Below are 23,010 nucleotides of genomic sequence, written 5' to 3'. Positions count from 1 at the left end.
GGCATCCGTCTCGCCGGGGCAACCCGTCCGGCCGCAGACCTCCCCTGCGATCCGGTGCGCGACACCGGACTCCGGACACGCCGCCGACCTGCGGCGACGCGGAACTGTCGGGGGTGCGGTGCACGCTGCGGGGGTGGACGTCCTCAGCCTGCTCCTCGGATCGATGCTCGGTGCGGCGGTCGCCGCCGCCGTGGTCTGGTCGGTGGCCGCCGCCCGGTTCCGTGCCGAGGCGGCCGAGGCGGCCCGCGCCGCCGCGAACACCGCCGCCACCACCCGGGCGGACGCCGCGGGCCTGCGCGCCGAGCGCACCGCGCTGCTCGAGCGGGTCGAGGAGCTGCACGAGTCGCTCGACGACGCGACGAACCGGGCCCGGCGCGCCGAGTCCGAGGCCGCCGGGGCCACCGCCGCGCTGCGCGCCGAGCGGGAGGCCCGCGCGCAGGCCGAGGCCGCGACGACGCGCCGCGAGGCCGAGCTGAAGGACTCCTTCGCCGCGCTGTCGCAGGACGCGCTGGCCCGCAACAACGAGGCGTTCGTGGCGCTGGCGGAGAGCCGGATCAAGGAGGCGACCGCCGCGCTCGCGGCCAGGGCCGACGGCGACCAGGCGGCCCGCGCGAAGGCCGTCGAGCAGCTGCTCGACCCGGTCTCGGCGGCGCTGGGCCGGGTCGAGGGCCAGCTGCGGACGGTGGAGAAGGAACGCGAGTCCGCCTATGCCGGGCTCCGCGAGCAGGTCAGGGCGATGGCGGCGAGCTCGGACAGGCTCGGCACCGAGACGAAGGCGCTGGTCAACGCGCTGCGGGCGCCGCAGGTGCGGGGCCGGTGGGGTGAGATGCAGCTGCAGCGGGTCGCCGAGATGGCCGGGATGCTCGAGCACTGCGACTTCTCCACCCAGGTGTCCGCCGCCGGGGAGGACGGCGGGGTCCGCCCGGACATGCTGGTCCGGCTCGCGGGCGGCAAGCAGGTCGTCGTCGACGCGAAGGTGCCGTTCGCGGCCTACCTGCAGGCGGTCGAGGCCTCCGACCCGGACGTGCACATCGAGCGGCTCGCCGCGCACGCCCGGCAGCTGCGCACCCACGTGGACCAGCTCTCCGCCAAGGCCTACTGGGAGTCGTTCGAGCCCACACCGGAGTTCGTGGTGCTGTTCGTGCCCGGCGACCCGTTCCTGGAGGCCGCACTCCGCTCGGACCCGGGGCTGCTGGAGTACGCCTTCGGCCGCAACGTCGTGCTCTCGACGCCGACCACCCTCGTCGCGCTGCTGCGCACCGTCGCCTACGGCTGGAAGCAGGAGGCGCTGGCCCGCAACGCCGCCCAGGTGCACCGGCTCGGGCGCGAGCTGCACGGGCGCCTCGCGACGATGGGCACCCACGTCGCGAAGCTCGGCCGCAGCCTCGACGCGGTCGTGGACAGCTACAACCGGACCGTCTCCTCGCTGGAGGCCCGGGTCCTGGTGAGCGCCCGGAAGTTCACCGAGCTGCAGGTGTCCGACACCGAGCTGGAGACCCCCGCGACGGTCGACCGGACCCCGCGCGGTGTCTCCGCACCCGAGCTGGTCGCCTCCGCCGGGGACTCGCTGGTGTCCCTGGAGGACCTCGGGCGGCCCGACCACAACCGGACGGACGGCACCCGATCCGGCGGTGGCCGACCCGACGGCGCACATCCGGGCACGTTCGGCGACGGCGACACGGAACACGACGAGGCGGCCGGGACACCGTGGCGGGAGGGGTTAGGCTGACCGGGTGACCACGGCCCGATCGACTTCGGCCCGCCGGCCCGGCCGGGGGTCCGCCCCCGCGCGCGGTGGCTGGCCGGTGCGCGAGCGGTCCCTGCTCCCCCCGGTCCTCGGGATCCCGCCGATGGCGGCGACCGGCCTGGCCGTCGGCACCACAGCTCTCGGGGTCCTGGTGGACCTGCTGCGGATCGGCACCGTCGGCCGGGTGTTCGAGGTCTGCTACCTGCTCGGTTGCGTGCTCGCGGTGTCCTGGGTCCGCCGGCGCAGCCTGTTCCTGCCGGCCGTGCAGCCGCCGCTGCTGCTCGCCGTCGTCGTCCCGCTGGTCGCGGTGCTCATCGGCGCCCCGTCCGGTGGCGGCGCGGCGCAGAGCCTGCTCATGGCGGGCGCACCGCTCATCAACGCGTTCCCGGCGATGGCGGTGACCACGCTGGTCGTGCTGCTCGTCGCCGGCCTGCGGGTGCTGCGCCAGCGGCTCGGCCCGGACGACGCGGTCGGCCGGCTGCGGCAGCGCCTGGGCCGCGACCCGGGCGGGTACGACCCGGACGGGCCCGGCGGGCGGACCCGGGCGCCGCGCGGTGCGGGTACGCCCGGCACGGCGACCGCGGCCCGGTCCCGCACGTCCGGCACTGCCCGCACCGGGTCGGCCACCGGGTCGACCCCGACCGGCTCCGCCCGACGCGACACGGCCCGCACCGGGTCCACCGGCACCGGGGTCTCGCGCACCGGCTCCGCAGCGCGCTCCACCGGGATCTCGCGCACCGGTTCGGCGGCACGCTCCACCGGGTCCGCGCGCTCCGGCTCCTCCCGCGCGGAGTCCTCCCGTGTCGATCCGTCCCGCTCCGAGCCCACCCGCGGGTCGACGCGCGGGGCGACCGGCCGGACACGCCGCGACACCCGCTGACGGCGGAACCGGCGCTCCGCATGCATCCGCCCAGGTGGACGGCCGGAACGTACCCCGCAGACCGCCCGGGTGACGACGGACCGGACAATGGGAGCAACCCACTGCCCTCCCGAGCGTCTTCCCCATCGGGGGCACGGCGTGACCCCGCCGCTCCCCCCGACGCACGCCGGAACCACTGGAGCGCCATGTCGACCACCCGCAGCCCCCGCAGGACGCGACCCGCGATCGTCGTCGCGCTGGTCACCGCGGCCGTCGCGCTGATCGGCGTCGGCACCGCGATCGCCGGGACCCCGGCCGCCCAGGCCTTCCGGGACCAGCCGCTCGTCGCGGGCACCCCGTGCACCGTCACGGCCCGCGCCTGTGTCGACCTCGACTCGCAGCGCTCCTGGCTGTTCACCGACGGGAAGATCACCCACGGGCCCGTCCCGGTCGCCATCGGCGGCCCGGGCAAGGAGACCCCGATCGGCCACTCCCTGCGGGTGTACCGCAAGGAGCAGCTCCACAAGAGTGGCGAGTACACGATGACCAACGGCGAGCCCGCCCCGATGCCGTGGGCGGTGTTCTTCCAGGACGGCGGCATCGCCTTCCACGAGGGCCGCACCGACACCCCGTCGGCGGGCTGCGTCCGGCTCGCCCCGGAGAACGCGAAGCTCTGGTTCGACACCCTGCAGATCGGTGACCAGGTGCAGGTCGTGTCGGCGAAGCAGGTCCAGGCGGACCGCGCGGCGGGCTGACCGCTCCACCCCCTGTACGACGCAGGCCCCGGACCGAGTCGGTCCGGGGCCTGCGTCGTGCGTGACGGGCTCAGTTCACCGGGCTCAGTTCACCGGGGTCAGGCCCAGCGACCGGCCACGCGGCGGGCGCAGCTCACGGGGCAGCGAGAAGGTCAGCGTCTCCTCGGCGGTGTCGACCTCCTCGACCGAGCCGAAGCCGCGCTCGGCCAGGTACTCGACGACACCCTGCACCAGGATCTCCGGCACCGACGCGCCGCTGGTGATCCCGACCGTCGTGACGCCGTCGAGCCACGACTCGTCGATCTCACGGGCGTAGTCGATCAGGTACGAGGCGCCGGCCCCGGCGCCGAGGGCGACCTCGACCAGACGCACCGAGTTCGACGAGTTCCGCGACCCGACGACCAGCACGAGGTCGCAGCGCGGCGCCATCGTCTTCACCGCGACCTGACGGTTCTGCGTGGCGTAGCAGATGTCGTCCGACGGGGGGTTCTGCAGCTTCGGGAAACGCTCGCGCAGGGCGCGCACGGTGTCCATGGTCTCGTCGACGCTGAGCGTGGTCTGCGAGAGCCACACGACCTTCTCCGGGTCGCGGACGGTCACGGAGTCGACGTCGGCGGCGGACTCGACGAGCTGGATGTGCTCGGGCGCCTCACCAGAGGTCCCCTCGACCTCCTCGTGCCCAGCGTGCCCGACGAGCAGGATGTCGTAGTCCTCGCGGGCGAACCGCTTCGCCTCCTGGTGGACCTTGGTCACCAGCGGGCAGGTCGCGTCGATGGTCTGCAGGTTCCGACCCGAGGCCTCGGCGCGGACCGCGGGCGAAACGCCGTGCGCGGAGAACACGACGTGCGCGCCCTCCGGGACCTCCGACGCCTCGTCGACGAAGATCGCGCCGCGCTCGCGCAGCGTCTCCACCACGTGCTTGTTGTGCACGATCTCCTTGCGGACGTACACGGGGGCGCCGTACTGGTCGAGTGCCTGCTCCACCGCCTCGACGGCACGGTCGACGCCCGCGCAGTAGCCGCGGGGCTTGGCGAGCAGGACCTGCTTGGCAGAACCGGACATGCCCCCAGGGTACGGACCACCCCGGGAACGGGCAGCCGCACGTGACCGGCCCGACCGGGCGCCCGGCGCGACAGGCGACCGCGGATCAGGGGACAATGGCGTGCATGTCTCCGCTGCCGTTCCCCGTGCGGATCGCCGCCGGCCTCGTCGTGACCGCCGTCGAGCAGGCCCGAGAGCTGCCGCGGCACGCCGTCGAGCTGCCGGTGACCGCGGTCAGCCAGGCGTTGCAGGTGTCCATGCGGGTCCAGCAGCGGATCACCGAGCTGGCCATCAAGGGTGACCGCGCGCTGGGCACCCTGCGTCCCGCCGACGACGTCCCCAGCTGGGCGACCTTCGACGACGACCTGGCCGACGGCGCCGACATCTCGCTGCCCGACCCGGAGCCGATCGCCCCGCCGCTGCCGCCCGCCGCCCCGGCCGGCCGCAACGGCACCGTGTCGTCGCTGCGACCCGCCCGCACCGGCATCCCGATCGACCGGTCCCCGTCGTCCCGGCCGGCGGCGGCGTCGAACCGGGCCGAGGCGAGCGCGACCGCGCCGGCCGTGCTGCCCGAGTACCCGACGATGACCGTGCCCCAGCTGCGCGGCAAGCTCCGCACGCTGAGCCTCGACGACCTCACGGACCTCCTCGCCTGGGAGACCGCACACGAGAACCGGCCGCCGTACGTCACGATGCTGACGAACCGGATCGCGACGGTGTCCGAGAACCGTTGAGCGCCACGACCTCCGAGGAGGACCCGTGGCCGGTCCGCACGGTCGCCCGCAAGATCGCCGAGTGGGTCGACCGGCTCGGCGCGGTGTGGGTCGAGGGCCAGCTCGCCCAGGTCAACGCCCGCTCCGGGACCACGTTCCTGACGCTGCGTGACCCGGCCGCCGACATCTCCCTGCAGCTGACGGCGCCGTCGTCGCTGGTGCGCGACGCCGGCGGCGCCGTGACCGAGGGCAGCCGGGTGATCGTGCACGGCAAGCCGTCGTTCTACCTGGGGCGCGGCACGCTGTCGCTGCGCGTCGACCGGATCCGCGCGGTCGGTCTCGGTGAGCTGCTGGCCCGCATCGAGCGGCTGCGCAGGCTGCTCGCCGCCGAGGGGCTGTTCGACCCGTCCCTCAAACGGCGCCCGCCGCTGCTCCCGCACACCATCGGTCTGGTCACCGGGCGCGACTCCGCGGCCGAGCACGACGTGGTCCGCAACGCCACCGCGCGCTGGCCCGCGGTGCGGTTCCGGATCGAGAACGTCGCCGTACAGGGCGGGCTGGCCGTGGAGCAGGTCGTCGGCGCGCTGCGGGCGCTCGACCGCGACCCGGACGTCGAGGTCATCGTGCTCGCCCGCGGCGGCGGCAGCGTCGAGGACCTGCTGCCCTTCTCCGACGAGACGCTGTGCCGTGCCGTCGCCGCCTGCCGTACCCCGGTCGTCTCGGCCATCGGGCACGAGCCGGACACCCCGCTGGTCGATCACGTCGCCGACGTGCGCTGCTCCACCCCGACCGAGGCCGGACGCAGCCTGGTCCCCGACCTCGCCGAGGAGACCGCCCGGATCTCCGGGCTGCGCGACCGGGCCCGCCGAGCCCTGCACGGCTGGGTCGACCGCGAGCAGCACCGCCTCGACGACCTACGACGGCGGCCGGTGCTCACCGACCCGCTGCGCATGGTCACCGCCCGGGAGGGCGAGATCGCCGACGCCCGCGCCGCCGCCCACCGCGCGGTGCTGCGCCGGCTGGACCGGGCGTCGTCGGAGCTGGAGCACCTGGGCGCCCGGCTCGCCGCGCTCGGCCCGACCGCGACCCTGGCGCGCGGCTACGCGATCGTGCAGCTCGCCGACCGCACCGACGACGTGCCCCCGCTCCTGCGGTCGGTCACCGACGCGCCCGCCGGCACCGGCCTGCGGATCCGGGTCGCCGACGGCGCCGTCGCCGCCACCGTGACCACCACCCCCGACCCGGAGACCCGATGAGCGACCGACCGGCAGTGGAGACCCTGGGCTACGAGCAGGCCCGCGACGAGCTCATGGAGGTCGTGCGCGCACTGGAGGTCGGCGGCCTCGGCCTGGACGAGTCCGTCGCGCTGTGGGAGCGCGGCGAGGCCCTGGCCAAGCGCTGCGACGCCCAGCTCGCCGGCGCCCGCACCCGCATCGAGGAGAAGCTGGCCGACGCCGACGCCGACGCCGACGACCCCGACGACGCCTGAGCCTCCGACACGGGAACCGGCGTCCGACACGGGTTCCGACCCCGTGTGGGACGCCGCATCCGGTGTGGGAGGTCACCGGGGCTGCAGCCTTGTACGGAGACGGGTCAGGAGGGCGGTGGGGGCGTCCAGGTCGCGCCAGGTCCACCGGACGACGTGCAGGCCCAGGTCACGGAGCCGGTCCTCGCGGATCTTCTCCTCGGTGATCACCTGACCCGCCGTCCTCCCCGGCGGGAGCAGACGCCCGTACTTCACCTCGCCGTCGAACTCCCCGACGACGGGCGGGCTGCCGTCCCACCAGAAGTCGACGGTCGCGCACCACCGGCCGCCGGCGTCCCGGACCTCGCGCTGCAGGTCGGGGGCCGGGAGCCCGGCCGCGTGGAACAGCACGCGGCTCCGTGACTCGCCGGGGCTCGCGGCGCGCCCGTCGGCGAACCGCGCGACGCGCACCGCGGCCGCCGTCCCCCGCCGACGACGCTCCGGGCGCGCCGCGGTCAGGAGCTCCGCGGTCCGGAGCCCGTACCGCCGGGCCAGACCGTCCGCGACGACGACCGCCTGACCGAACGGCACCGTCCTGGCCACGTCGGCGACGGTGCGGGCGGGCGCGGTCACCAGGATCCCGCGCACCCGCAGCGTCTCCGCGGGATCGAGGGGCACCGCGTGGAGGACGAGGTCGTGTCCCCGGCGAGCCCCGGTCGGCGCCGACCGCGTGACGTGGACGCGGTCCAGCGGCACGTCCCAGATCTCGGTGCCGTGCACGACCGCGGCGGAGACGTGGCTGACGACCGCGGGCGACTCGAGCCGACGCACCACCCCGCGCACGGCGCGCTCGTGCCCGGCGACGAGCTCCTCCCAGCGTTGACCGGGGTCCCCCCGCAGCACCGGCGACCCCGACGGCACGGCACCGCGGTACATCCCGCGGCAGACCCGCACGATCGCCCCCGAGCCGACGGCGTGGCGGATCTCGGCCTCGCTCATCCCCGCGGCGAGCAGCTCCGAGCGCCGCACGGGCGTCGTACCAGGCAGAAGGTCCATGCCCCGACCCTGCCCCGCAACACCCCCACCAACGCCCCCGAACCGAACCCTGTGGACAACTCCCCGCAATGTGGACAACCACGTCCCACAGGGATTCCGGCGTCGCACACGGGATCGGATCCCCTGTGGGACGCCGGAACCCGTGTAAGACCGGGGTCAGGAACCGGGTGGGAAGACTCGGGCGGTGGTGAGGGCTTCCGCCAGGGTTCGGAACTGGTCCTCCGACGCCGAGCCGGTCACCAGGACCCGGACCTCGGGACGGCCGGGCAGCGTCGCGATCCGGAAGGGCTCGCCGCCCTCGGCGCCGTAGACCTCCCAGGTCAGGCCGCCCGCCTGCACGGTGCCGCGCATCGTCGGGGGTCCGTCGCCGCGGCCCGCGGAGCCGGACTCGGTGGCGAGGACGCCCTCGACCGACCCGTCGGTCTGGACCAGGCTCAGGAAGTCCGCGTCGGGGGTGACGAAGCCGATGCGCACGGCGGTGCCGCCGCCCTCGACCGGGCCCCGATCGGTGGAGTTGGCCCGGAACGGCACGTCCGGCAGCCGCAGCGGGAAGGTCGAGCCGCGGGCGTACTCGGCGATCCGGGCCGGGGCGTCGACGGTGGGTCCCGACGCGGCGTCCTCGGCCGGGCCGCCGGGCGAGAACGAGCACGACCCGCCGACCGAGAAGATCAGCAGCGCGACCGGGACGAGGATCAGGCAGGCCCAGATCAGGTCGCGCACCGACGCGTCGCCGCGGCCGGGCTTGTGCATCGCCTGCGGTCCGGCCTCCGGGATCCGGCGGGTCACCGGCGGTGGCTGCGGCCGTCCGGCCCGGGCCGCACCCGCGGGCGCGGCGGCCGGAGCCGCCCGGGCCGCAGCGAGAGCCGGATCCGAGTCCGCGGCCGGAGCCGGGCCCGCAGCCGCAGCCGGGTCCGCGGCCACAGCCGGGTCCGCGGCCACAGCCGGGTCCGCGGCCGCAGCTGGAGGCGCAGCCGAATCCGGGTCCGAAGCGGGGTGCGCAGCCGGATCCGCAGCCGGGGAAACGGCCGCGGCCGGCTCCCGGACCGGCCCGGCGTCCGCGTCCGGGGCCACCGGACCCGGCGCCGGGTCCGGGGACGCCGGGTCAGGGGACGCCGGGTTCGGGGCAGCCGGGGACCCGCCGGGCCCCGAGGCCTCCGGGCGCTCCGAGGACGGCGTTCCCGGGTCAGGTCGTGCGCTCACGTGTCCATCGTCCCAGGCATGGCGTCGGTCGCTCATCACTGCTCCCCCGGCGCCCCACGTGCGAGGATCGCCGGGCGCCTCCCCGTACGCCGGTCACCACCCGGGCGAGGGGACGTCGCCGACGAGCACGCCGCCCGTGAATGGAGACGTATCCGTGAGCCAGTCCGCCAGCCCCGCCCCCCGCCGTCGTGAGGCGCCCGACCGCAACCTGGCGATGGAGCTGGTCCGGGTCACCGAGGCCGCCGCCATGGCCGCGGGCCGCTGGGTCGGCAAGGGCGACAAGAACGGTGGCGACGGCGCCGCCGTCGACGCCATGCGCCAGCTCATCTCGTCGGTGTCGATGCGCGGTGTCGTCGTCATCGGCGAGGGCGAGAAGGACGAGGCCCCGATGCTGTTCAACGGCGAGGAGGTCGGGAACGGCGAGGGCCCGTTCTGCGACGTCGCCGTCGACCCCATCGACGGCACCACGCTGATGGCCAAGGGCATGCCGAACGCGCTCGCGGTGCTCGCCGTCGCCGAGCGCGACGCGATGTTCGACCCGTCCGCGGTGTTCTACATGGAGAAGATCGCGGTCGGCCCGGACTCGGCCGACGTCATCGACATCACCGCGCCGGTCGCGGAGAACATCCGCCGGGTCGCGCGGGCCAAGGAGACCGACGTCGCCGACGTGACGGTCTGTGTGCTCGACCGTCCGCGGCACGAGCAGATCGTCGCCGAGATCCGCGAGGCCGGCGCCCGGATCTCCTTCATCTCCGACGGCGACGTCGCCGGTGCCATCGCCGCGGCACGTCCCAACTCGGGCGTGGACATGCTCTACGGCGTCGGCGGCACCCCGGAGGGGATCATCACCGCGGCCGCGCTCAAGTGCATGGGCGGCGAGATCCAGGGCCGCCTGTGGCCCACCGACGACGCCGAGCGGGAGAAGGCCCTCGCCGCGGGCCACGACCTCGACAAGGTCCTGACCACCGCCGAGCTCGTGCGCGGCGAGAACGTCTTCTTCTGCGCCACCGGCATCACCGACGGCCCGCTGCTGCGCGGCGTCCACTACCGGGGCGGCGGCGCGACCACCCAGTCGATCGTGATGCGGTCCAAGTCCGGCACGGTGCGGCTGATCGACGGCTACCACCGCCTCACCAAGCTGCGCGAGTTCTCCTCCGTCGACTTCGACGGCGTCGAGGGCGAGGCCCCGCCGCTGCCGTGAGGTTAGGCTCACTTAACACTGCGGGACGAGTCGCGGAGGAGTAGACCTTCGCCCATGAGCGAGGACTTCCGCATCGAGCACGACACCATGGGCGAGGTCCGGGTCCCCGCCGACGCGCTGTGGCGGGCCCAGACCCAGCGCGCGGTGGAGAACTTCCCGATCTCCGGCCGCGGCCTGGAGCGCGCCCAGATCCGCGCGCTCGGCCTGGTCAAGGCGGCCGCGGCCCGGGTGAACGGCGAGCTGGGCGTACTGGACGACGACCGGGCCCGCGCGATCGCCGCGGCCGCCGACGAGGTGGCCGCGGGCGGGCACGACGACCACTTCCCGGTCGACGTCTTCCAGACGGGCTCCGGCACGTCGTCGAACATGAACGCCAACGAGGTGATCGCCTCGCTGGCCGCCCGCGCCGGTACGGACGTGCACCCGAACGACCACGTCAACGCCTCGCAGTCGTCGAACGACGTCTTCCCGACGACCATCCACCTCGCCGCCACCGAGGCGCTGGCGACCGAGGTCGTCCCGGCGCTGGAGCACCTCGAGGCCGCGTTGCGCCGCCGCGCCGCGGACTGGTCGGAGGTCGTGAAGGCCGGCCGCACCCACCTGATGGACGCCGTCCCGATCACCCTCGGCCAGGAGGCGGGTGGCTGGGCCAGCCAGGCCGGCTACGGCGCCGACCGCGTCCGCGACGCACTGCCCCGCCTCGCCGTCCTGCCGATCGGCGGGACCGCGGTCGGCACCGGGCTGAACGCGCCGGACGGGTTCGGCGCCGCCGTCGTCGCGAAGCTGCGCGAGACCACCGGTCTGGAGCAGCTCGCCGAGGCCACCGACCACATCGAGGCCCAGGGCTCGCGTGACGGCCTGGTCGAGGCCTCCGGCGCGCTGCGCACCGTCGCCGTGTCGCTCTACAAGATCGCCAACGACCTGCGCTGGCTGTCGTCCGGACCGCGGACCGGGCTGGCCGAGATCCACCTGCCGGACCTGCAGCCGGGCAGCTCGATCATGCCGGGCAAGGTCAACCCGGTGATCTGCGAGGCCACGATGATGGTCTGCGCCCAGGTCATGGGCAACGACGCGTGCGTCGGCTTCTCCGGCAGCCAGGGCAACCTGGAGCTGAACGTGATGATGCCGGTGATGGCGCGCAACGTGCTGGAGTCCGCACGACTGATCGCGAACGTGGCGCGGCTGCTCGCCGACAAGGTCGTCGACGGGATGGAGGCCGACCTCGAGCGCACCCGCGAGTACGCCGAGTCCTCGCCGTCGATCGTCACCCCGCTGAACTCGAAGATCGGCTACGAGGAGGCGGCGGCCATCGCGAAGCAGGCACTGAAGGAGCGACGGACCATCCGCGAGGTCGTGATCGAGCGCGGGCACGTGGCGAACGGGACGCTCACCGAGGCCGAGCTGGACCGCGCGCTGGACGTGCTGGCGATGACCCGCGGCGAAAAGCGCTCCTGACCCCGGCTGCGCCCGGTCACCGGCCGGGCGCACCGGGTCAGTCCACCCGCTGTTCATCTCCGGTCCCCGTTCGGTCCACATCGACGTGACACTGTGTGAGCACCAGTCGATCACTTTCACTCGAACGGACCGCACCATGGCCGACCAGCGCTTCGCGTACGTCCCCGTGCACGATCTGCGCACCGGTCGCGTCGCCGGGGTCGAGGTGGTGCCGCGCCGGCAGCACGACGCGGTGGCCGTCGTGGCCCGCGACCGCGGCTGGGACGCCCGCCGGATCGCCGAGCTCGACGCGGGTACCGCGGTCTCGGCGGTCGCGTCGGCCCGCGCGCACGGCGGCACGGTCCCGATCCAGGTCGATGTCGCCGCGGACACCGTCCTGCACGCGCGGGAGCGGCTGCGCGGCATGCTGGGCGACGCCACCGACCCGGTGGCCCCGCTGCTGGAGGTGGGGCCGCCGATCGCCGCCGCGGCGCCGGCCGAGCACCTCGTCCCGGCACTGGCCGAGCTGCGGCGGTGGGGATTCCGGATCGGGCTCGACGGGGCCGGGCGCGCGTTCGGGCCCGAGGTGGTGGCCGCCGTCCGGCCGGACGTGGTGAAGCTGGAGCCCGACCTCTGCGGCGGGGTGCTCGACGCGGGCACGGGTGCCGCCGTCCGCGCGGTGCTCGAGGTGTCCCGCACGGCCGGGGCGCCGGTCGCCGCGACCGGGGTCCACGACGCGGGCCGGCTGGTCGGGTTGTTCGTGACCGGCGTCGCCCTCGCCCAGGGCCCGCTGCTGGGCGGGGCGCGCGCCGTCCCCGAGGCCGACCCGGCGACCCGTGCGGAGCTGCTCGGCCTGCTGAGCGCGGTGCCGCAGCCGTTCACGCCCGGGTCCGCGCCGCCCGGGGTCACACCGCCCGGGATCACACCGTCGGTCCCCGAGCGGCCCGCGACACCCCGGCCGGCCGGTCCCCCGGTGCGCGGGCTCGCCGTCCCGGCCGTGACCCTGCCCGACGACGCCGTCGGCGACACCGCCCGCGAGGTGCTGCGCGCCCGCCCCGAGTCGGCCGGGATCGTCCTGGTCGACCGGGCGCACCGGCCGGTCGGCTACCTCGACCGCAGCCGCGTCCTGCTCCAGCTGGCAGGCAGGTTCGGCCACGCGCTATGGGCCGAGAAGCCGGCGGCCGAGCTGGCGGACCCGCCGCGGACCGTCGACGAGCGGACCCCGCTGCACCGCGCGATGGAGATCGGTCTGGCCGGCGACCCGGCCCGCGGCTACGACGACCTGGTCGTCGTCGCACCGGACGGCACCTGCCGCGGGGTCGTCCCGGTCGCCGAGCTGTGGCGCCGCGCGATCCTGCCGCCCGCGGGCGGCCCGCGTCCCGCACCGGCACCGCAGGTCGTGCGCACCGCCTGACCCGACGACGCGCGGAGTGTCGGGGGTCGCTGCTTCACTGGCCCGGTGCTGTTCACCGACGTCGTCACCACCTCGGCCGCGGTCGGGGCGACCCGCGCGCGGAAGGAGAAGACCGCCGCGCTCGCCGGGCTGCTGCGCGCCGCCGCGCCGGTCGAGGTCGTGCCGGTCGTCGCGTGGCTGTCCGGAGTGCCCCGGCAGGGCCGGATCGGCACCGGCTGGCGGACCCTGTCGGGCGTCGACGTGCCGGCCGCGGCGGGGCCGTCGCTGACGGTGGAGCGGGTCGACGCAGTCCTCGACGAGCTGGCCGGCACCGCGGGGGCGGGCTCGGCGGCCCGGCGCCGTGAGCTGCTCACCGAGCTGTACGGCGCCGCCACCGCCGAGGAGCAGCGGTTCCTGCACCGCCTCCTCACCGGCGAGCTGCGTCAGGGCGCGCTGGAGGGGCTGATGGTCGACGCCGTCGCCGCCGCGGCCGAGGTGCCGGCGGCGTCGGTGCGGCGGGCGTTCATGCTGTCCGGGCGGCTCCCCGAGACGGCGGCGACCGCGCTGACCGGCGGTGAGGAGGCACTCGCCGGGGTGGCGCTGGAGGTGGGCAGGCCGGTCCGGCCGATGCTCGCCTCCCCCGGTGACTCGCTCGACGCCGCGCTGGCCGGGCTCGGCGCCGACGTGACCGTCGAGCACAAGCTCGACGGCGCCCGCATCCAGGTGCACCGCCACGGCGACGAGGTGCGGGTGTGGACCCGGACGCTGCGCGAGATCACCGCTCGCGTGCCCGAGATGGTGGATCTGGTCCGTGGGCTGCCGTGTGACACCGCGGTGCTCGACGGCGAGACCCTCGCCCTCGACGACGACGGCCGCCCCCGCCCGTTCCAGGACACGATGAGCCGGTTCGGGACCGAGGAGTCCGGCGGCGAGGTGATGCTGTCGCCGTTCTTCTTCGACCTGCTCCACCTCGACGGCCGCGATCTCGTCGACGAGCCCACCGAGGTGCGGCTCGACGCGCTCGCCGGGCTGCTGGCCGCCGACGTCCACGCCGCGCTGCGGATGCCGGGGGTCCGGCGGCCGTCGCCGGAGCAGGCGGCCGCGGTCCTCGATGAAGCGCTGACGGCGGGGCACGAGGGCGTCGTCGTGAAGGACCTGGCCGCGCCGTACGCGGCCGGTCGGCGCGGCAAGGCCTGGCAGAAGGTGAAGCCGGTGCACACCCTGGACCTGGTGGTGCTGGGCGCCGAGTGGGGCTACGGGCGGCGCACCGGGTCGCTGTCGAACATCCATCTCGGCGCCCGCGACCCGGACGGCGGGGAGCCGGTGATGGTCGGCAAGACGTTCAAGGGCATGACCGACGAGCTGCTGGCCTGGCAGACAGCGACCTTCCCCGACTACGAGACGTCCCGGGAGCCGGGGTGGTGCACCTGCGCCCGGAGCTGGTCGTGGAGATCGCGCTCGACGGCGCGCAGCGCAGCACCCGCTACCCGGGCGGTGTGGCGCTGCGCTTCGCCCGGGTGCTGCGCTACCGGCCGGACAAGACCCCGGCCGAGGCCGACTCCCTCGACGCGGTGCGGGCGCTGCTGTCCGACTGAGCCGACCCGGCGCCGTCGCGGGCCGCGGTCACCGTCCCGGTCGGGTCGGCACGCAGCACACTGACGGCGAGGACCCGACCGTCGCCGCCGGTCAGGGTGCGTTCGGCGCCCAGCAGCGGGGCCCCGGCGGCGACACCGAGCAGCGCCGCGGAGTCCGGGTCGGCGGGCACCGGGCCGGAGCGGGTGTCCGCCCACACCGGGTGCAGCCCTGCCTCGGTCAGCTGCTGGTCGAAGGGGCCGGTCCCGGGCACTGCGAGCAGCCGCGCCGCGGCCGTGGTCGTCACGTAGTGGGTCTCCAGCACCGCGCCGCCGCCGGCCGTCGCCGAGACGCACTCGGTGCGCAGGCACGGCGCCCCGACCGGCACACCGAGCCACTCGGCGAGCACGTCGGGCGCGGCGATCCCGGTGCGCTCCAGCCAGCGCGGGAGGCGGGTGCCCGTGCCCGTGACGGCGGCCCGTCCGGGGTAGTGCGGGCGGGCGACGATCCGGTACCCGGTTGGCCCCGGCCGCAGCAGCCCCTCCTCGCCCAGCAGACCCAGGGCGGCCCGGACGACGGCGCGCGGCACGGCGTGGCGCACCATCAGCTCGTCCTCGCCGGGCAGCAGGCCCCCGGGGCGCCCGCCCCCGGCCACCGCGATGCGCAGGAGGTCACGGAGCCGGCGCACGTCTGCGGCACGCACACGAGGGTTCGGCGACGGCACCGGCATGTACCCGACGGTAGGACGGCGTCGTTTCCCCACCATTGACGCCGGGTCACACACAGATGACGGCCGCTTCGTCAGTCCGTCCGTCCCTCCGCGGCCCGGCGGACGACCTCGTCCTCCTCCGGCGGGCTGGGAGGGTGATGGCTCAGGCACTGCGGTGAGCGCATCAGGTCGAAGGGCCGCCCCTCGGTGGCGAGGTAGAACTGCCCGGTGCCCAGACGCGAGATCTCGTTGACCGTGCCCCCCTTGTCGCGGGCCAGGCTCTTGGCGGCGGAGATCTGCGCGGCGGAGTTGAGGAAGCCATAGAACTGGGTGGCCGCGTTGCCCGACACCTGGTTGTGCAGGCCCTTTGGTGCCTGAGTCGCGAAGATGAGCCCCAGCCCGTACTTGCGGGCCTGGGAGGCGAGGGCGATGGTGCTGGCGGTGCAGGCCGTGTGCGCTCCCGAGGAGGCGTAGTTCTGGGCTTCGTCCATGACGAGCAACCCGCCCAGGGGACGCTCTCCCGCCGGGTTCGCCTTGATCCAGGAGAACAGCGCCATCTGCAGTTGGTTGACGAACGCCTGGCGCTGCTCCGGCACCGGCAGCCCGACGAAGCTGATCACCGAGATCCGAGCCCGGCGCCCCGGCGGCGGGGTCAGCAGGACACCAGGATCCAGCGGCTCGCCCGTCTCACGGAGCAACGGGTCGTTGATCCGTGCCGCACGCAGTGCCTCCGACATCTCCTCGGCCAGCTTGACGCCGGTGCGCAGTGTGGTCAGGTCCTCCGGCAGCTCCGCCAACAGCTCGACGAGCCCGCCGAGCGAGGTCCCTCCCTGTTCCACGAAGTAGGTCAGCACTTCGCGCAGCACGGCTTTGCCCTGGGCGAGTTTGCGGCCGCTCAGTCCGGTATGCGGTTCGAGACTGGACACGGCTGAGTCGACGGCCATGCGGAACTCGTCCTCGTCATCGCTCACCGCCGCGAAGTCGGGAAGCGGACGAAGTGTGAGCGGGCGTCCACGGCTCCGTCCCGGAGTCCAGATGACGACCTCGGTCCCGTCCAGGTACGTCTCCGACCGTTCCTGGTCACCTGGCAACCAGTGGACCGGCGGTCGGGGCCACGGGTCCCCCAGCCGACACAGGTCGTTGTTGATGTCCAGGACGATCGAGGAGACGCCCTGCAGCGCGCATTCTTCGACCAGGCGCCGCAGCAGCACGGTCTTGCCCGACCCTGATCCCGCGAAGACAGCCGTGTGTTTGCGGAGGGCCTCGACCGGGATCGCGACCGGCAGCCCGTCCGCCCCTGTCCCGATGAGTGCGCGAGGTCGGGGGTCGGTCTCGTCGGCGTCCGGTTGCTGGGCATGTGGGGCGGGGACGGCTTCGGACCCGGCCGATGCGTCGTGTACTCCGCCGGGCTCCACAGCGGGAGCACCTGGTCCGGGCAGGAATCTACGGAAGAGCTCGACGGACTCCGCCGGTCGCCGGGTCAGCAGCCAGTCTCTCCACCCGGGAGCGGCACGGCGACGCATCGCCTCGAGCGCGGTGAGGGTCCGGATGTCGGCCTCCCCGAGCGGGACTGCGACACCGCCCTGGGCCTCCAGCCGCTCGACGGTCTCCGCCGTGATCCGGCCACGTGGCCAGTCGCGGTTCCGGAGCAGCACCAGAGCCCGTCGCTGCGCCCCGCCGGCAACTCCGGCTTCCGTGCGGGCTGCCGTGATCCGGCTCTGGACCGCGCGCGCATTGGAGTGCGCGATGGCCCGAAAGGTGTAGTGCACCTCGTTCTCGGTGCTGTCGTCGAGGGTGTGCCGGAGCCGGGCATGCACCGGAGGGCGACGGGCACGGACCGTGTCGACGCTGAAGGCGTTGCCGCCGTCACCCATCTCGACGATGTAGGCCTGGAGCCCTGCCGCGAGCAGGCGCTGCATCAGCTCGTCCTCCTGCTCGGGGTCGAACGGCGCCGACACGTCGGCAGCCGCCCGTAGCTTCTCGAACTCTGCGTCGAGCCCGTTCAGCCGTTCAGGATCGGCGGCGACCGCGGGCAACGCCGTGCGGGAGACATCCTGCAGATCGGACAGCTCGCTGACTCGGCCGGCTTCCAGGCAGGCTCGGACGTGTTCCTCCACCGTTCGCAGCAGGCGCCGTGGTGTGTAGGCACCGATGCCGTCGAACGCCTCAGGTCGCACCGGCCAGGTCGGGTACGGCGGAACGTGGCCTGCCTCGGCGTAGAGGCCTCCGAGGTGCTCGGCGACGATTGCACGGGCCACCTCGTCGTCAGGCATGACGCCCTGCAGGGTCAGGACCCGGAAGCGGTCCTTGGCCGACTCGACCGCACCGGCGGTGAGCAGCGTCCAGGAGGTCGGCAGGCAGGCGACAACGGTCAGGGTGCACCGGGTGAGTTCCCGCAGCTCCATCAGACCGTCCGCGACGTTGCCCACCGTCTGCGCGGCCGTGGTCTGCGGAGCTCGTGCATCGTCGAATGCGGTGGACGCAGAATGGCTGATCAGCGGGTCGATCTGGTCGACGGCAAACACCGACGGGCCGGTCAGGGCGAGTAACCGGGACAGGTCGCGCAGCACCAGCTTCCGTGACCGGGCAGGGGCGGGCCGGAAGCCCCACTCCTCGCGCGCGGCCTCCTCGACGTCCCCGTCGTTGCTCAGGTAACCGTTGCCGACCTCGTGCACCTCTGGCCGGTCGGCCCGGAAGAGGACGAGTGCACGCAACGTGTCCTGGCAGTCGTTCCAGACCTGGGCGTCGAGCCGGCGCAGGCCGGCGAGCAGGGAGTCGAGATCCGCGCGTGCCACGGGAATCGTCCCTGCGATTCGCGACACCTCGACGGGTGGAAGGCCGCACGCCGTCGCGAGCCGCCGCAGCAGCGGTGACAGTTGGTCCACCGATCCCGCCTGGAACCCGTCCAGGATGCCGTGGACAGCGTTGCGCCAGAAGTCGTCCCCCTCCATCAGCCGGAGCAGGAAGAAGTAGCCATCGATCTCCTGGACCCGCTGCCGCAGCCAGCGCAGCAGGTGGGTCTTCCCGACACCACGTTCGCCCTGCAGGACGATGCCCACTGGGCTGGCCCGTCGTGCGGCGCTCTTGGGAACCGCGGCCCACAGCGCGCGAGCCGCCGGTGCGTGCAGGCCCTCGACGTGCTGTTCGACGGGACTCCAGATGTCCTCCGCCGTCATCGCAGAGCTGAACTGCACTGCTTCGAGGGCGGCGAGGTCGTCGCCGATCATCCGTTCTCGATCATGATCATGTGGCGCGGTTCTCCGGCGACGGTGACGGCAGCCTCGTGATCCGCCGCGGTCAGTGCTTTCGTGTTGGGTTCCGACTGCAGGTGGACGCCGGGTGAGACGGCCAGGTCGGTGAGCGCGGCGTCGACATCACCCCGGGACAGATCGGCGAGTTCCTTGCGCAGCCGCGACAGGCCGACCCAGCCTCCGGGTTCCGTGAGTCGGGCCACGGCGTCACGGATGCGTGCCTGCGGGTCGGGTCGGTAAGGAAACAGCTCCGACAACGGGATACCGGTCCGCTCGATGCCGTGCAGGATCGCGTAGAGCGCGCCGCCGAGATACCCCGCACGATCCGGGCGCGTGGCGCCGAGTTCCTGCGTGCACCAGGCGGTGCCGGCGTCGCTGATCTCGTGGACGAACCCCCGGCCGACCTTCCTCGAGTCGACGAGACCGTGTTCGTTGAGGCGACGACGGGGTTCACCGTCGAGCCTCACGCCACCTGCCTCCTGGAGCTGGGCGTTGGTCAGCTCCCGCCCCTCGGCGAGCAGCGTGAGGAGCACCGCTCGCTCCCGCTGGTTCAAATCCACCCTGGTCACGTACATCCTCCGATTCCGCAACGTGTCACGACGCGCCCCCGCTGTTGTCGACCATCAGCTCGATCCGGCCGTCTCTGGTGGTCAGCTCACCGCGAACCTGGACCGGTCGGGACCGGTCGTAGCGGCGCACGACGCGCTCATAGGTGGACTGGTCCGGGAACCGGACCCAGATCGTGCGGCCCCGCCGGGCACCGTGCGCCGGTGCGACCTCTCCCGACAGTCGCGCTCGCCACCGGTCGTCCGATCCCGGCTCGTCGTGCAGACCGTCCACCATGCCCGCGGCCGTCGCCGGACCGCTGACTCCCGACCTGGACAGCCGTCTCATCCCTTTTCTGAGCCCCTCGCCCGCTCCGGCCGCGAAGCCGACCTTCTCGACTCGCGCGGATGCAACGGGCCGGTCCTGCTCCGGTGTCCGTATCGCCCACCGGAAGCTGAACTCGAAAGCGTCGTCGTCCTCCCCCGCCAGCCTCGCGAGAGCCGAGCAACACTCCAGGGAGACGCCCTGTAGGGCCACGTCCTCGAACGAGGCGCCGCGGTTTCCCACTGTCTCGGCCAGCGCACGGGCCGCGTTACGCACCTGCAGCGACACGGCCCGATGGCTGGACCTGTCGGGGCGTTCCCGAGTGTCGAAGAACAAGGAGAACCCGGGCAGGTCCCGTGGTCCGGGACCGAGATCGACCGCATCGAGGAGATCACGGACCGGTCGGGGCTCCCCCTTCGGGAATCGCAGGTGCGGACCCTCGGAGACGGCCCGAGCCGACTCCCGGACGAAGCTGCGCAGCCCCTGGAGCGCGGATGCGCCCTCGGATATCGTCAGTGTGCTTTTCCGGCGGACGGTGATCTCGTCGACGGTGGGATGACGCAGTGCGCGTCGTACGTCATCGACAAGGCGCCCCTCGGCCCGTGCCACGGTCCGGAGCAGCTCCGACACCCGCTGCGGGAAGTCCCCGACCCCGGAGGACCCTGGCAACAGCACTTCCAGACCATCGAGGGCCCAGATGCCGGCTCCCCTCCATGCCAGCCCGGTGTCGGTCCATCCGGTTCCACGCAGGTAGTCGGCGAGCTGGTCGACACTCGGATCGTCGGTCACCGTGCGACCACCGGGTCCAGCTCGACGAGTCGACGGAGCGAATCGGGGGTCAGAACGTTGGCCAGCGGCAACCGGACCGTGGTTCCGGCCCTACCCTGCTCGTCGGCGAAGAGTGTCCGGTCGCGGAGCGACGTCACATACCCGATCGTCCGAAGCAGCAGCCCTGAGGTGAACATGTCCGAGAACCGGTCCGTGTCACGAGGGACGACGACCACGACCAGGTAACGCGCCACCTGGAACCGGTCCCCGGCCAACCGGTTGAAGCTCTTGCGGTCGAGACCCCTGAAGGTCAGGCAACCGGCCCCCCACGACGGCGACGCCGTGGTCTTGATCTGCATCTCGACCGCGCGGGCGAACCCGGGGCCGGGAGCCGGCATGCGCACACCGAGATCGATGCCGTCCCGATCGAGCTCGTCCTTGTAGACGGTGAGCCCGGCGGCGGCGGCAAGCACGCGTACGTACGCTTCGCCGAAAGAACCACGGTGATTGTTCGGGTCGAGCATCCGCGCCTTTCTCGGACGCCGATCACCCGCCGGCGCGGGGCGAACCCTATGAGTGACCGATCAACCTCCGCGAGAGCCGGTCGGGTGTATCGAGGAGGCGTACAGTCTCGATACCGTGCGCTTCCTCGACGACCGCCGGCCCGAGCACGACCTGACCTACGACGACGTCTTCCTCGTCCCACGCCGTTCCACCGTGACGTCCCGCTTCGACGTGGACCTCACCGCCCCGGACCGTTCCGGGGCCACGGTGCCCGTGGTGGCGGCGAACATGACCGCCGTCGCCGGACGTCGGATGGCCGAGACGCTCGCCCGGCGCGGCGCGCTGACCGTGCTCCCGCAGGACGTGGCGACCGATGCCGTCGCCGAGATCGTGTCCTGGATCAAGTCCCGGCACCCGGTGTGGGACACCCCGCTGGTGCTGCGCACCTCCGACGCGGTCGCCGACGCGCTGAACCTGCTGCCCAAGCGGGCCCACGACGCCGTCGTGGTCGTCGACGACGGCGGCCGCCCGGTCGGCACCGTGTCCGAGGCGCACTGCGCCGGGGTGGACCGCTTCACCCGCCTCGCCGACGTCCTCGATCCGGACCCGCTGGCGCTGCCGCTGGGCACCGAGCCGCGCGAGGTGTTCGAGCAGCTCGACACCCGCCGCAAGGCCGTCGCGCTCGGCCTCGACGGCGACGGCCGCCTCGCCGGCCTGCACACCCCGCTCGGCGCGATCCGCGCCGGGATCTACTCCCCCGCCCTCGACGGCGCCGGCCGGCTGCGCACCGCGGCCGCGATCGGCATCAACGGCGACGTCGCGGTGAAGGCGAAGGCCCTGCTCGACGCCGGGGTGGACGTGCTCGTCGTCGACACCGCGCACGGCCACCAGGAGAAGATGGCCGACGCGCTCGGCGCGGTCCGCCGTGTGGTCGACGAGGCCGGGGCCACGGTCCCGGTCGCCGCCGGCAACGTGGTCACCGCCGAGGGTGTCGCCGACCTGGTCGAGGCGGGCGCCGACATCGTCAAGGTCGGAGTCGGCCCCGGCGCGATGTGCACGACCCGGATGATGACCGGCGTGGGGCGCCCACAGTTCTCCGCGGTCGCCGAGTGCGCCGCCGCGGCCCGCGAGCGCGGCGCCGTGATCTGGGCCGACGGCGGGGTGCGCCACCCGCGCGACGTGGCACTCGCCCTGGCCGCCGGCGCGGCGTCGGTGATGATCGGCTCCTGGCTGGCGGGCACCTACGAGTCCCCCGGAGACCTGCTGCGCGACGAGCACGGCCGCGCGTACAAGGAGTCGTTCGGGATGGCGTCCAAGCGCGCGGTCAGCGCACGCACCCGGGGCGACAACGCGTTCGACCGGGCCCGCAAGGCGCTGTTCGAGGAGGGCATCTCGTCCTCGCGTCAGCGGCTGGACCCGGACCGCCCCGGTGTGGAGGACGTGCTCGACGAGATCTGCTCGGGCGTCCGCTCCGCGTGCACCTACGCCGGCGCCCGCTCGGTCGACGAGCTGCACGAGCGTTCCGTCGTCGGGGTGCAGACCACCGCCGGGTTCACCGAGGGCACCCCGCACGGCCTCTGAGCCACCCCTTGACCCGGCGCGTGATCCGGCGCACGGTCGGGTCATGGCCGCCCCCACGCAGGACACCACCACCAGCAGCTCCGGTACCGCCGCCCTCGGCGGCGGCGGTACCGGCGGTCTGCCGGTCCCACCGACGTTCGCCACCTCCGCCGAGGAGCGCCTGCACCGCAAGCAGCAGCTCGCGGGGGCGTTCCGGATCTTCGGCCGCTTCGGCTTCGGCGAGGGCGTCGCCGGGCACATCACCGTGCGCGACCCGGAGGACCCGGACATGTTCTGGGTCAACCCGTTCGGCATGAGCTTCCGGCACATCCGGGTCTCGGACCTGATCATGGTCGACCACCACGGCACGGTCCGGCACGGGAACCGCCCGGTGAACCAGGCCGGGTTCGTCATCCACTCGGCCGTCCACGAGGCGCACCCGCACGTCGTCGCGGCCGCGCACGCCCACTCGGTGTACGGCAAGGCGTGGTCGTCGCTGGGCCGGCCGCTGGACCCCATCACCCAGGACGCCTGCGCCCTCTACGAGAACCACGGCGTCGTCCACGAGGGTGCCGGCGCGGTCGTGCTCGACCCGGAGGCGGGCCGGGCCCTGGCCCGCGGTCTGACCGGCCGGCGGATGGTCTTCCACCAGAACCACGGGATCTTCTCCGTCGGCGAGACGGTCGCCGAGGCCGCCTGGTGGTTCATCTCGACCGAGCGCAACTGCCAGGCCCAGCTGCTGGCCGAGGCCGCGGGGACGCCGACGCTCGTCGACCACGCCAACGCGCGGTTCACCGCCGAGCAGACCGGCACGCCCTACGCCGGCTGGTTCTCCTACCAGCCGCTGTGGGACGAGGTCGTGCGTACCGACCCGGACCTGTTCGACTGAGACACACCACGGCCCCCGTCGGC

General features: G+C 73.9%; 19 protein-coding genes and 1 pseudogene. 12 read left to right on the top strand and 8 right to left on the bottom strand.

Going from position 1 to position 23,010, the window contains the following annotated elements; translation table 11 throughout:
* Positions 1 to 133 precede the first annotated feature (133 nt).
* The 3 genes from Ae717Ps2_RS02810 (at position 134) to Ae717Ps2_RS02800 (ending at position 3,361) form a co-directional block, all read left to right on the top strand.
* Positions 134 to 1,729, top strand: a complete 1,596-nt coding sequence (locus Ae717Ps2_RS02810) for a DNA recombination protein RmuC (protein WP_075308237.1) — start codon at positions 134 to 136, stop codon at positions 1,727 to 1,729.
* A gap of 4 nt (positions 1,730 to 1,733) precedes the next feature.
* A complete protein-coding gene (locus Ae717Ps2_RS40025) occupies positions 1,734 to 2,627 on the top strand; it encodes a DUF6542 domain-containing protein (RefSeq protein WP_158071449.1) in 894 nt (297 codons plus the stop codon).
* A gap of 185 nt (positions 2,628 to 2,812) precedes the next feature.
* Positions 2,813 to 3,361, top strand: a complete 549-nt coding sequence (locus tag Ae717Ps2_RS02800; protein WP_060713230.1) for a L,D-transpeptidase — start codon at positions 2,813 to 2,815, stop codon at positions 3,359 to 3,361.
* 84 nt (positions 3,362 to 3,445) lie between these two features.
* On the opposite strand, the gene Ae717Ps2_RS02795 is transcribed toward Ae717Ps2_RS02800, so the two are convergent.
* Complete coding sequence (locus tag Ae717Ps2_RS02795; protein ID WP_020626874.1) at positions 3,446 to 4,423, bottom strand: 4-hydroxy-3-methylbut-2-enyl diphosphate reductase; 978 nt, start codon at positions 4,421 to 4,423, stop codon at positions 3,446 to 3,448.
* Positions 4,424 to 4,527: 104 nt separating this feature from the next.
* Between Ae717Ps2_RS02795 and Ae717Ps2_RS02790 the strand changes: the two genes are divergently transcribed.
* Genes Ae717Ps2_RS02790 through Ae717Ps2_RS02780 form a run of 3 tightly spaced genes read left to right on the top strand, consistent with a single transcriptional unit; the run spans position 4,528 to position 6,604 of the window.
* Complete coding sequence (locus Ae717Ps2_RS02790) at positions 4,528 to 5,136, top strand: lipid droplet-associated protein (protein WP_075308241.1); 609 nt, start codon at positions 4,528 to 4,530, stop codon at positions 5,134 to 5,136.
* Positions 5,133 to 6,371, top strand: coding sequence for an exodeoxyribonuclease VII large subunit (xseA, locus tag Ae717Ps2_RS02785; protein ID WP_075332995.1), 1,239 nt, complete (start codon positions 5,133 to 5,135; stop codon positions 6,369 to 6,371). The genes Ae717Ps2_RS02790 and xseA overlap by 4 nt, the downstream gene beginning before the upstream one ends.
* Positions 6,368 to 6,604 carry an exodeoxyribonuclease VII small subunit gene (locus Ae717Ps2_RS02780; RefSeq protein ID WP_075308245.1) on the top strand — a complete coding sequence of 79 codons (237 nt, stop codon included), beginning with the start codon at positions 6,368 to 6,370 and terminating at the stop codon, positions 6,602 to 6,604. Before xseA ends, Ae717Ps2_RS02780 begins: the two co-directional genes overlap by 4 nt.
* Before the next feature lie 72 nt (positions 6,605 to 6,676).
* On the opposite strand, the gene Ae717Ps2_RS02775 is transcribed toward Ae717Ps2_RS02780, so the two are convergent.
* Positions 6,677 to 7,636 carry a type IV toxin-antitoxin system AbiEi family antitoxin domain-containing protein gene (locus Ae717Ps2_RS02775; protein ID WP_075308247.1) on the bottom strand — a complete coding sequence of 320 codons (960 nt, stop codon included), beginning with the start codon at positions 7,634 to 7,636 and terminating at the stop codon, positions 6,677 to 6,679.
* Positions 7,637 to 7,792: 156 nt separating this feature from the next.
* A complete protein-coding gene (locus tag Ae717Ps2_RS35920; RefSeq protein WP_075308249.1) occupies positions 7,793 to 8,422 on the bottom strand; it encodes a DUF4245 domain-containing protein in 630 nt (209 codons plus the stop codon).
* A 628-nt stretch (positions 8,423 to 9,050) separates the two neighbouring features.
* Between Ae717Ps2_RS35920 and glpX the strand changes: the two genes are divergently transcribed.
* The 4 genes and pseudogenes from glpX to Ae717Ps2_RS02750 all read left to right on the top strand — a co-directional run bounded on the left by glpX (position 9,051) and on the right by Ae717Ps2_RS02750 (position 14,459).
* Positions 9,051 to 10,037, top strand: a complete 987-nt coding sequence (gene glpX, locus Ae717Ps2_RS02765; protein WP_226363091.1) for a class II fructose-bisphosphatase — start codon at positions 9,051 to 9,053, stop codon at positions 10,035 to 10,037.
* Positions 10,038 to 10,091: 54 nt separating this feature from the next.
* Positions 10,092 to 11,492, top strand: a complete 1,401-nt coding sequence (locus Ae717Ps2_RS02760) for a class II fumarate hydratase (protein ID WP_075308251.1) — start codon at positions 10,092 to 10,094, stop codon at positions 11,490 to 11,492.
* A gap of 136 nt (positions 11,493 to 11,628) precedes the next feature.
* On the top strand, positions 11,629 to 12,885 hold the full coding sequence (locus Ae717Ps2_RS02755) for an EAL domain-containing protein (protein WP_075308253.1): 1,257 nt from the start codon (positions 11,629 to 11,631) through the stop codon (positions 12,883 to 12,885).
* A gap of 45 nt (positions 12,886 to 12,930) precedes the next feature.
* Positions 12,931 to 14,459 (top strand): annotated as a pseudogene (locus Ae717Ps2_RS02750) (ATP-dependent DNA ligase).
* Here Ae717Ps2_RS02750 and Ae717Ps2_RS02745 read toward each other — a convergent pair.
* The 5 genes from Ae717Ps2_RS02745 to Ae717Ps2_RS02725 all read right to left on the bottom strand — a co-directional run bounded on the left by Ae717Ps2_RS02745 (position 14,390) and on the right by Ae717Ps2_RS02725 (position 20,558).
* Positions 14,390 to 15,166, bottom strand: coding sequence for a UTRA domain-containing protein (locus Ae717Ps2_RS02745; protein WP_075332994.1), 777 nt, complete (start codon positions 15,164 to 15,166; stop codon positions 14,390 to 14,392). The pseudogene Ae717Ps2_RS02750 and the gene Ae717Ps2_RS02745 sit on opposite strands and share 70 nt — an antisense overlap.
* A gap of 71 nt (positions 15,167 to 15,237) precedes the next feature.
* The gene (locus Ae717Ps2_RS02740; RefSeq protein ID WP_075332993.1) at positions 15,238 to 18,372 is read right to left on the bottom strand and encodes a helicase HerA domain-containing protein; all 3,135 of its coding nucleotides are present in this window, start codon (positions 18,370 to 18,372) and stop codon (positions 15,238 to 15,240) included.
* Positions 18,369 to 18,929: a hypothetical protein gene (locus Ae717Ps2_RS02735; protein ID WP_233147423.1), complete on the bottom strand. Its 561-nt coding sequence runs from the start codon at positions 18,927 to 18,929 to the stop codon at positions 18,369 to 18,371. The genes Ae717Ps2_RS02740 and Ae717Ps2_RS02735 overlap by 4 nt, the downstream gene beginning before the upstream one ends.
* A 61-nt stretch (positions 18,930 to 18,990) precedes the next feature.
* Positions 18,991 to 20,055, bottom strand: a complete 1,065-nt coding sequence (locus Ae717Ps2_RS02730) for a hypothetical protein (protein WP_075308263.1) — start codon at positions 20,053 to 20,055, stop codon at positions 18,991 to 18,993.
* A complete protein-coding gene (locus tag Ae717Ps2_RS02725) occupies positions 20,052 to 20,558 on the bottom strand; it encodes a DUF4365 domain-containing protein (RefSeq protein ID WP_075308265.1) in 507 nt (168 codons plus the stop codon). Before Ae717Ps2_RS02725 ends, Ae717Ps2_RS02730 begins: the two co-directional genes overlap by 4 nt.
* A 115-nt stretch (positions 20,559 to 20,673) precedes the next feature.
* Here Ae717Ps2_RS02725 and Ae717Ps2_RS02720 point away from each other — a divergent pair, with 115 nt between their 5' ends.
* Both Ae717Ps2_RS02720 and Ae717Ps2_RS02715 read left to right on the top strand, forming a co-directional pair.
* Complete coding sequence (locus Ae717Ps2_RS02720; protein ID WP_075308267.1) at positions 20,674 to 22,119, top strand: GuaB1 family IMP dehydrogenase-related protein; 1,446 nt, start codon at positions 20,674 to 20,676, stop codon at positions 22,117 to 22,119.
* Between the two features lie 43 nt (positions 22,120 to 22,162).
* Positions 22,163 to 22,987 carry a class II aldolase/adducin family protein gene (locus tag Ae717Ps2_RS02715; RefSeq protein WP_020624480.1) on the top strand — a complete coding sequence of 275 codons (825 nt, stop codon included), beginning with the start codon at positions 22,163 to 22,165 and terminating at the stop codon, positions 22,985 to 22,987.
* The last annotated feature ends 23 nt before the right edge of the window (positions 22,988 to 23,010 follow it).

Source organism: Pseudonocardia sp. Ae717_Ps2 (assembly GCF_001932475.1).
In the GTDB taxonomy this organism is placed as follows: Bacteria; Actinomycetota; Actinomycetes; order Mycobacteriales; family Pseudonocardiaceae; genus Pseudonocardia.
Note: the sequence above shows the minus strand (reverse complement) of the source record. Positions and strands in the feature narration are given on the sequence as shown.

Coding starts and splice junctions, on each gene's coding strand:
- Ae717Ps2_RS02775 (WP_075308247.1), bottom strand. CDS start 7,636: ATGGACCTTCTGCCTGGTACGACGCCCGTGCGGCGCTCGGAGCTGCTC.
- Ae717Ps2_RS02780 (WP_075308245.1), top strand. CDS start 6,368: ATGAGCGACCGACCGGCAGTGGAGACCCTGGGCTACGAGCAGGCCCGC.
- Ae717Ps2_RS02800 (WP_060713230.1), top strand. CDS start 2,813: ATGTCGACCACCCGCAGCCCCCGCAGGACGCGACCCGCGATCGTCGTC.
- glpX (WP_226363091.1), top strand. CDS start 9,051: ATGGAGCTGGTCCGGGTCACCGAGGCCGCCGCCATGGCCGCGGGCCGC.
- Ae717Ps2_RS02745 (WP_075332994.1), bottom strand. CDS start 15,166: ATGCCGGTGCCGTCGCCGAACCCTCGTGTGCGTGCCGCAGACGTGCGC.
- Ae717Ps2_RS02760 (WP_075308251.1), top strand. CDS start 10,092: ATGAGCGAGGACTTCCGCATCGAGCACGACACCATGGGCGAGGTCCGG.
- Ae717Ps2_RS02755 (WP_075308253.1), top strand. CDS start 11,629: ATGGCCGACCAGCGCTTCGCGTACGTCCCCGTGCACGATCTGCGCACC.
- Ae717Ps2_RS02725 (WP_075308265.1), bottom strand. CDS start 20,558: ATGCTCGACCCGAACAATCACCGTGGTTCTTTCGGCGAAGCGTACGTA.
- Ae717Ps2_RS02715 (WP_020624480.1), top strand. CDS start 22,163: ATGGCCGCCCCCACGCAGGACACCACCACCAGCAGCTCCGGTACCGCC.
- Ae717Ps2_RS02740 (WP_075332993.1), bottom strand. CDS start 18,372: ATGATCGGCGACGACCTCGCCGCCCTCGAAGCAGTGCAGTTCAGCTCT.
- Ae717Ps2_RS02790 (WP_075308241.1), top strand. CDS start 4,528: ATGTCTCCGCTGCCGTTCCCCGTGCGGATCGCCGCCGGCCTCGTCGTG.
- Ae717Ps2_RS02795 (WP_020626874.1), bottom strand. CDS start 4,423: ATGTCCGGTTCTGCCAAGCAGGTCCTGCTCGCCAAGCCCCGCGGCTAC.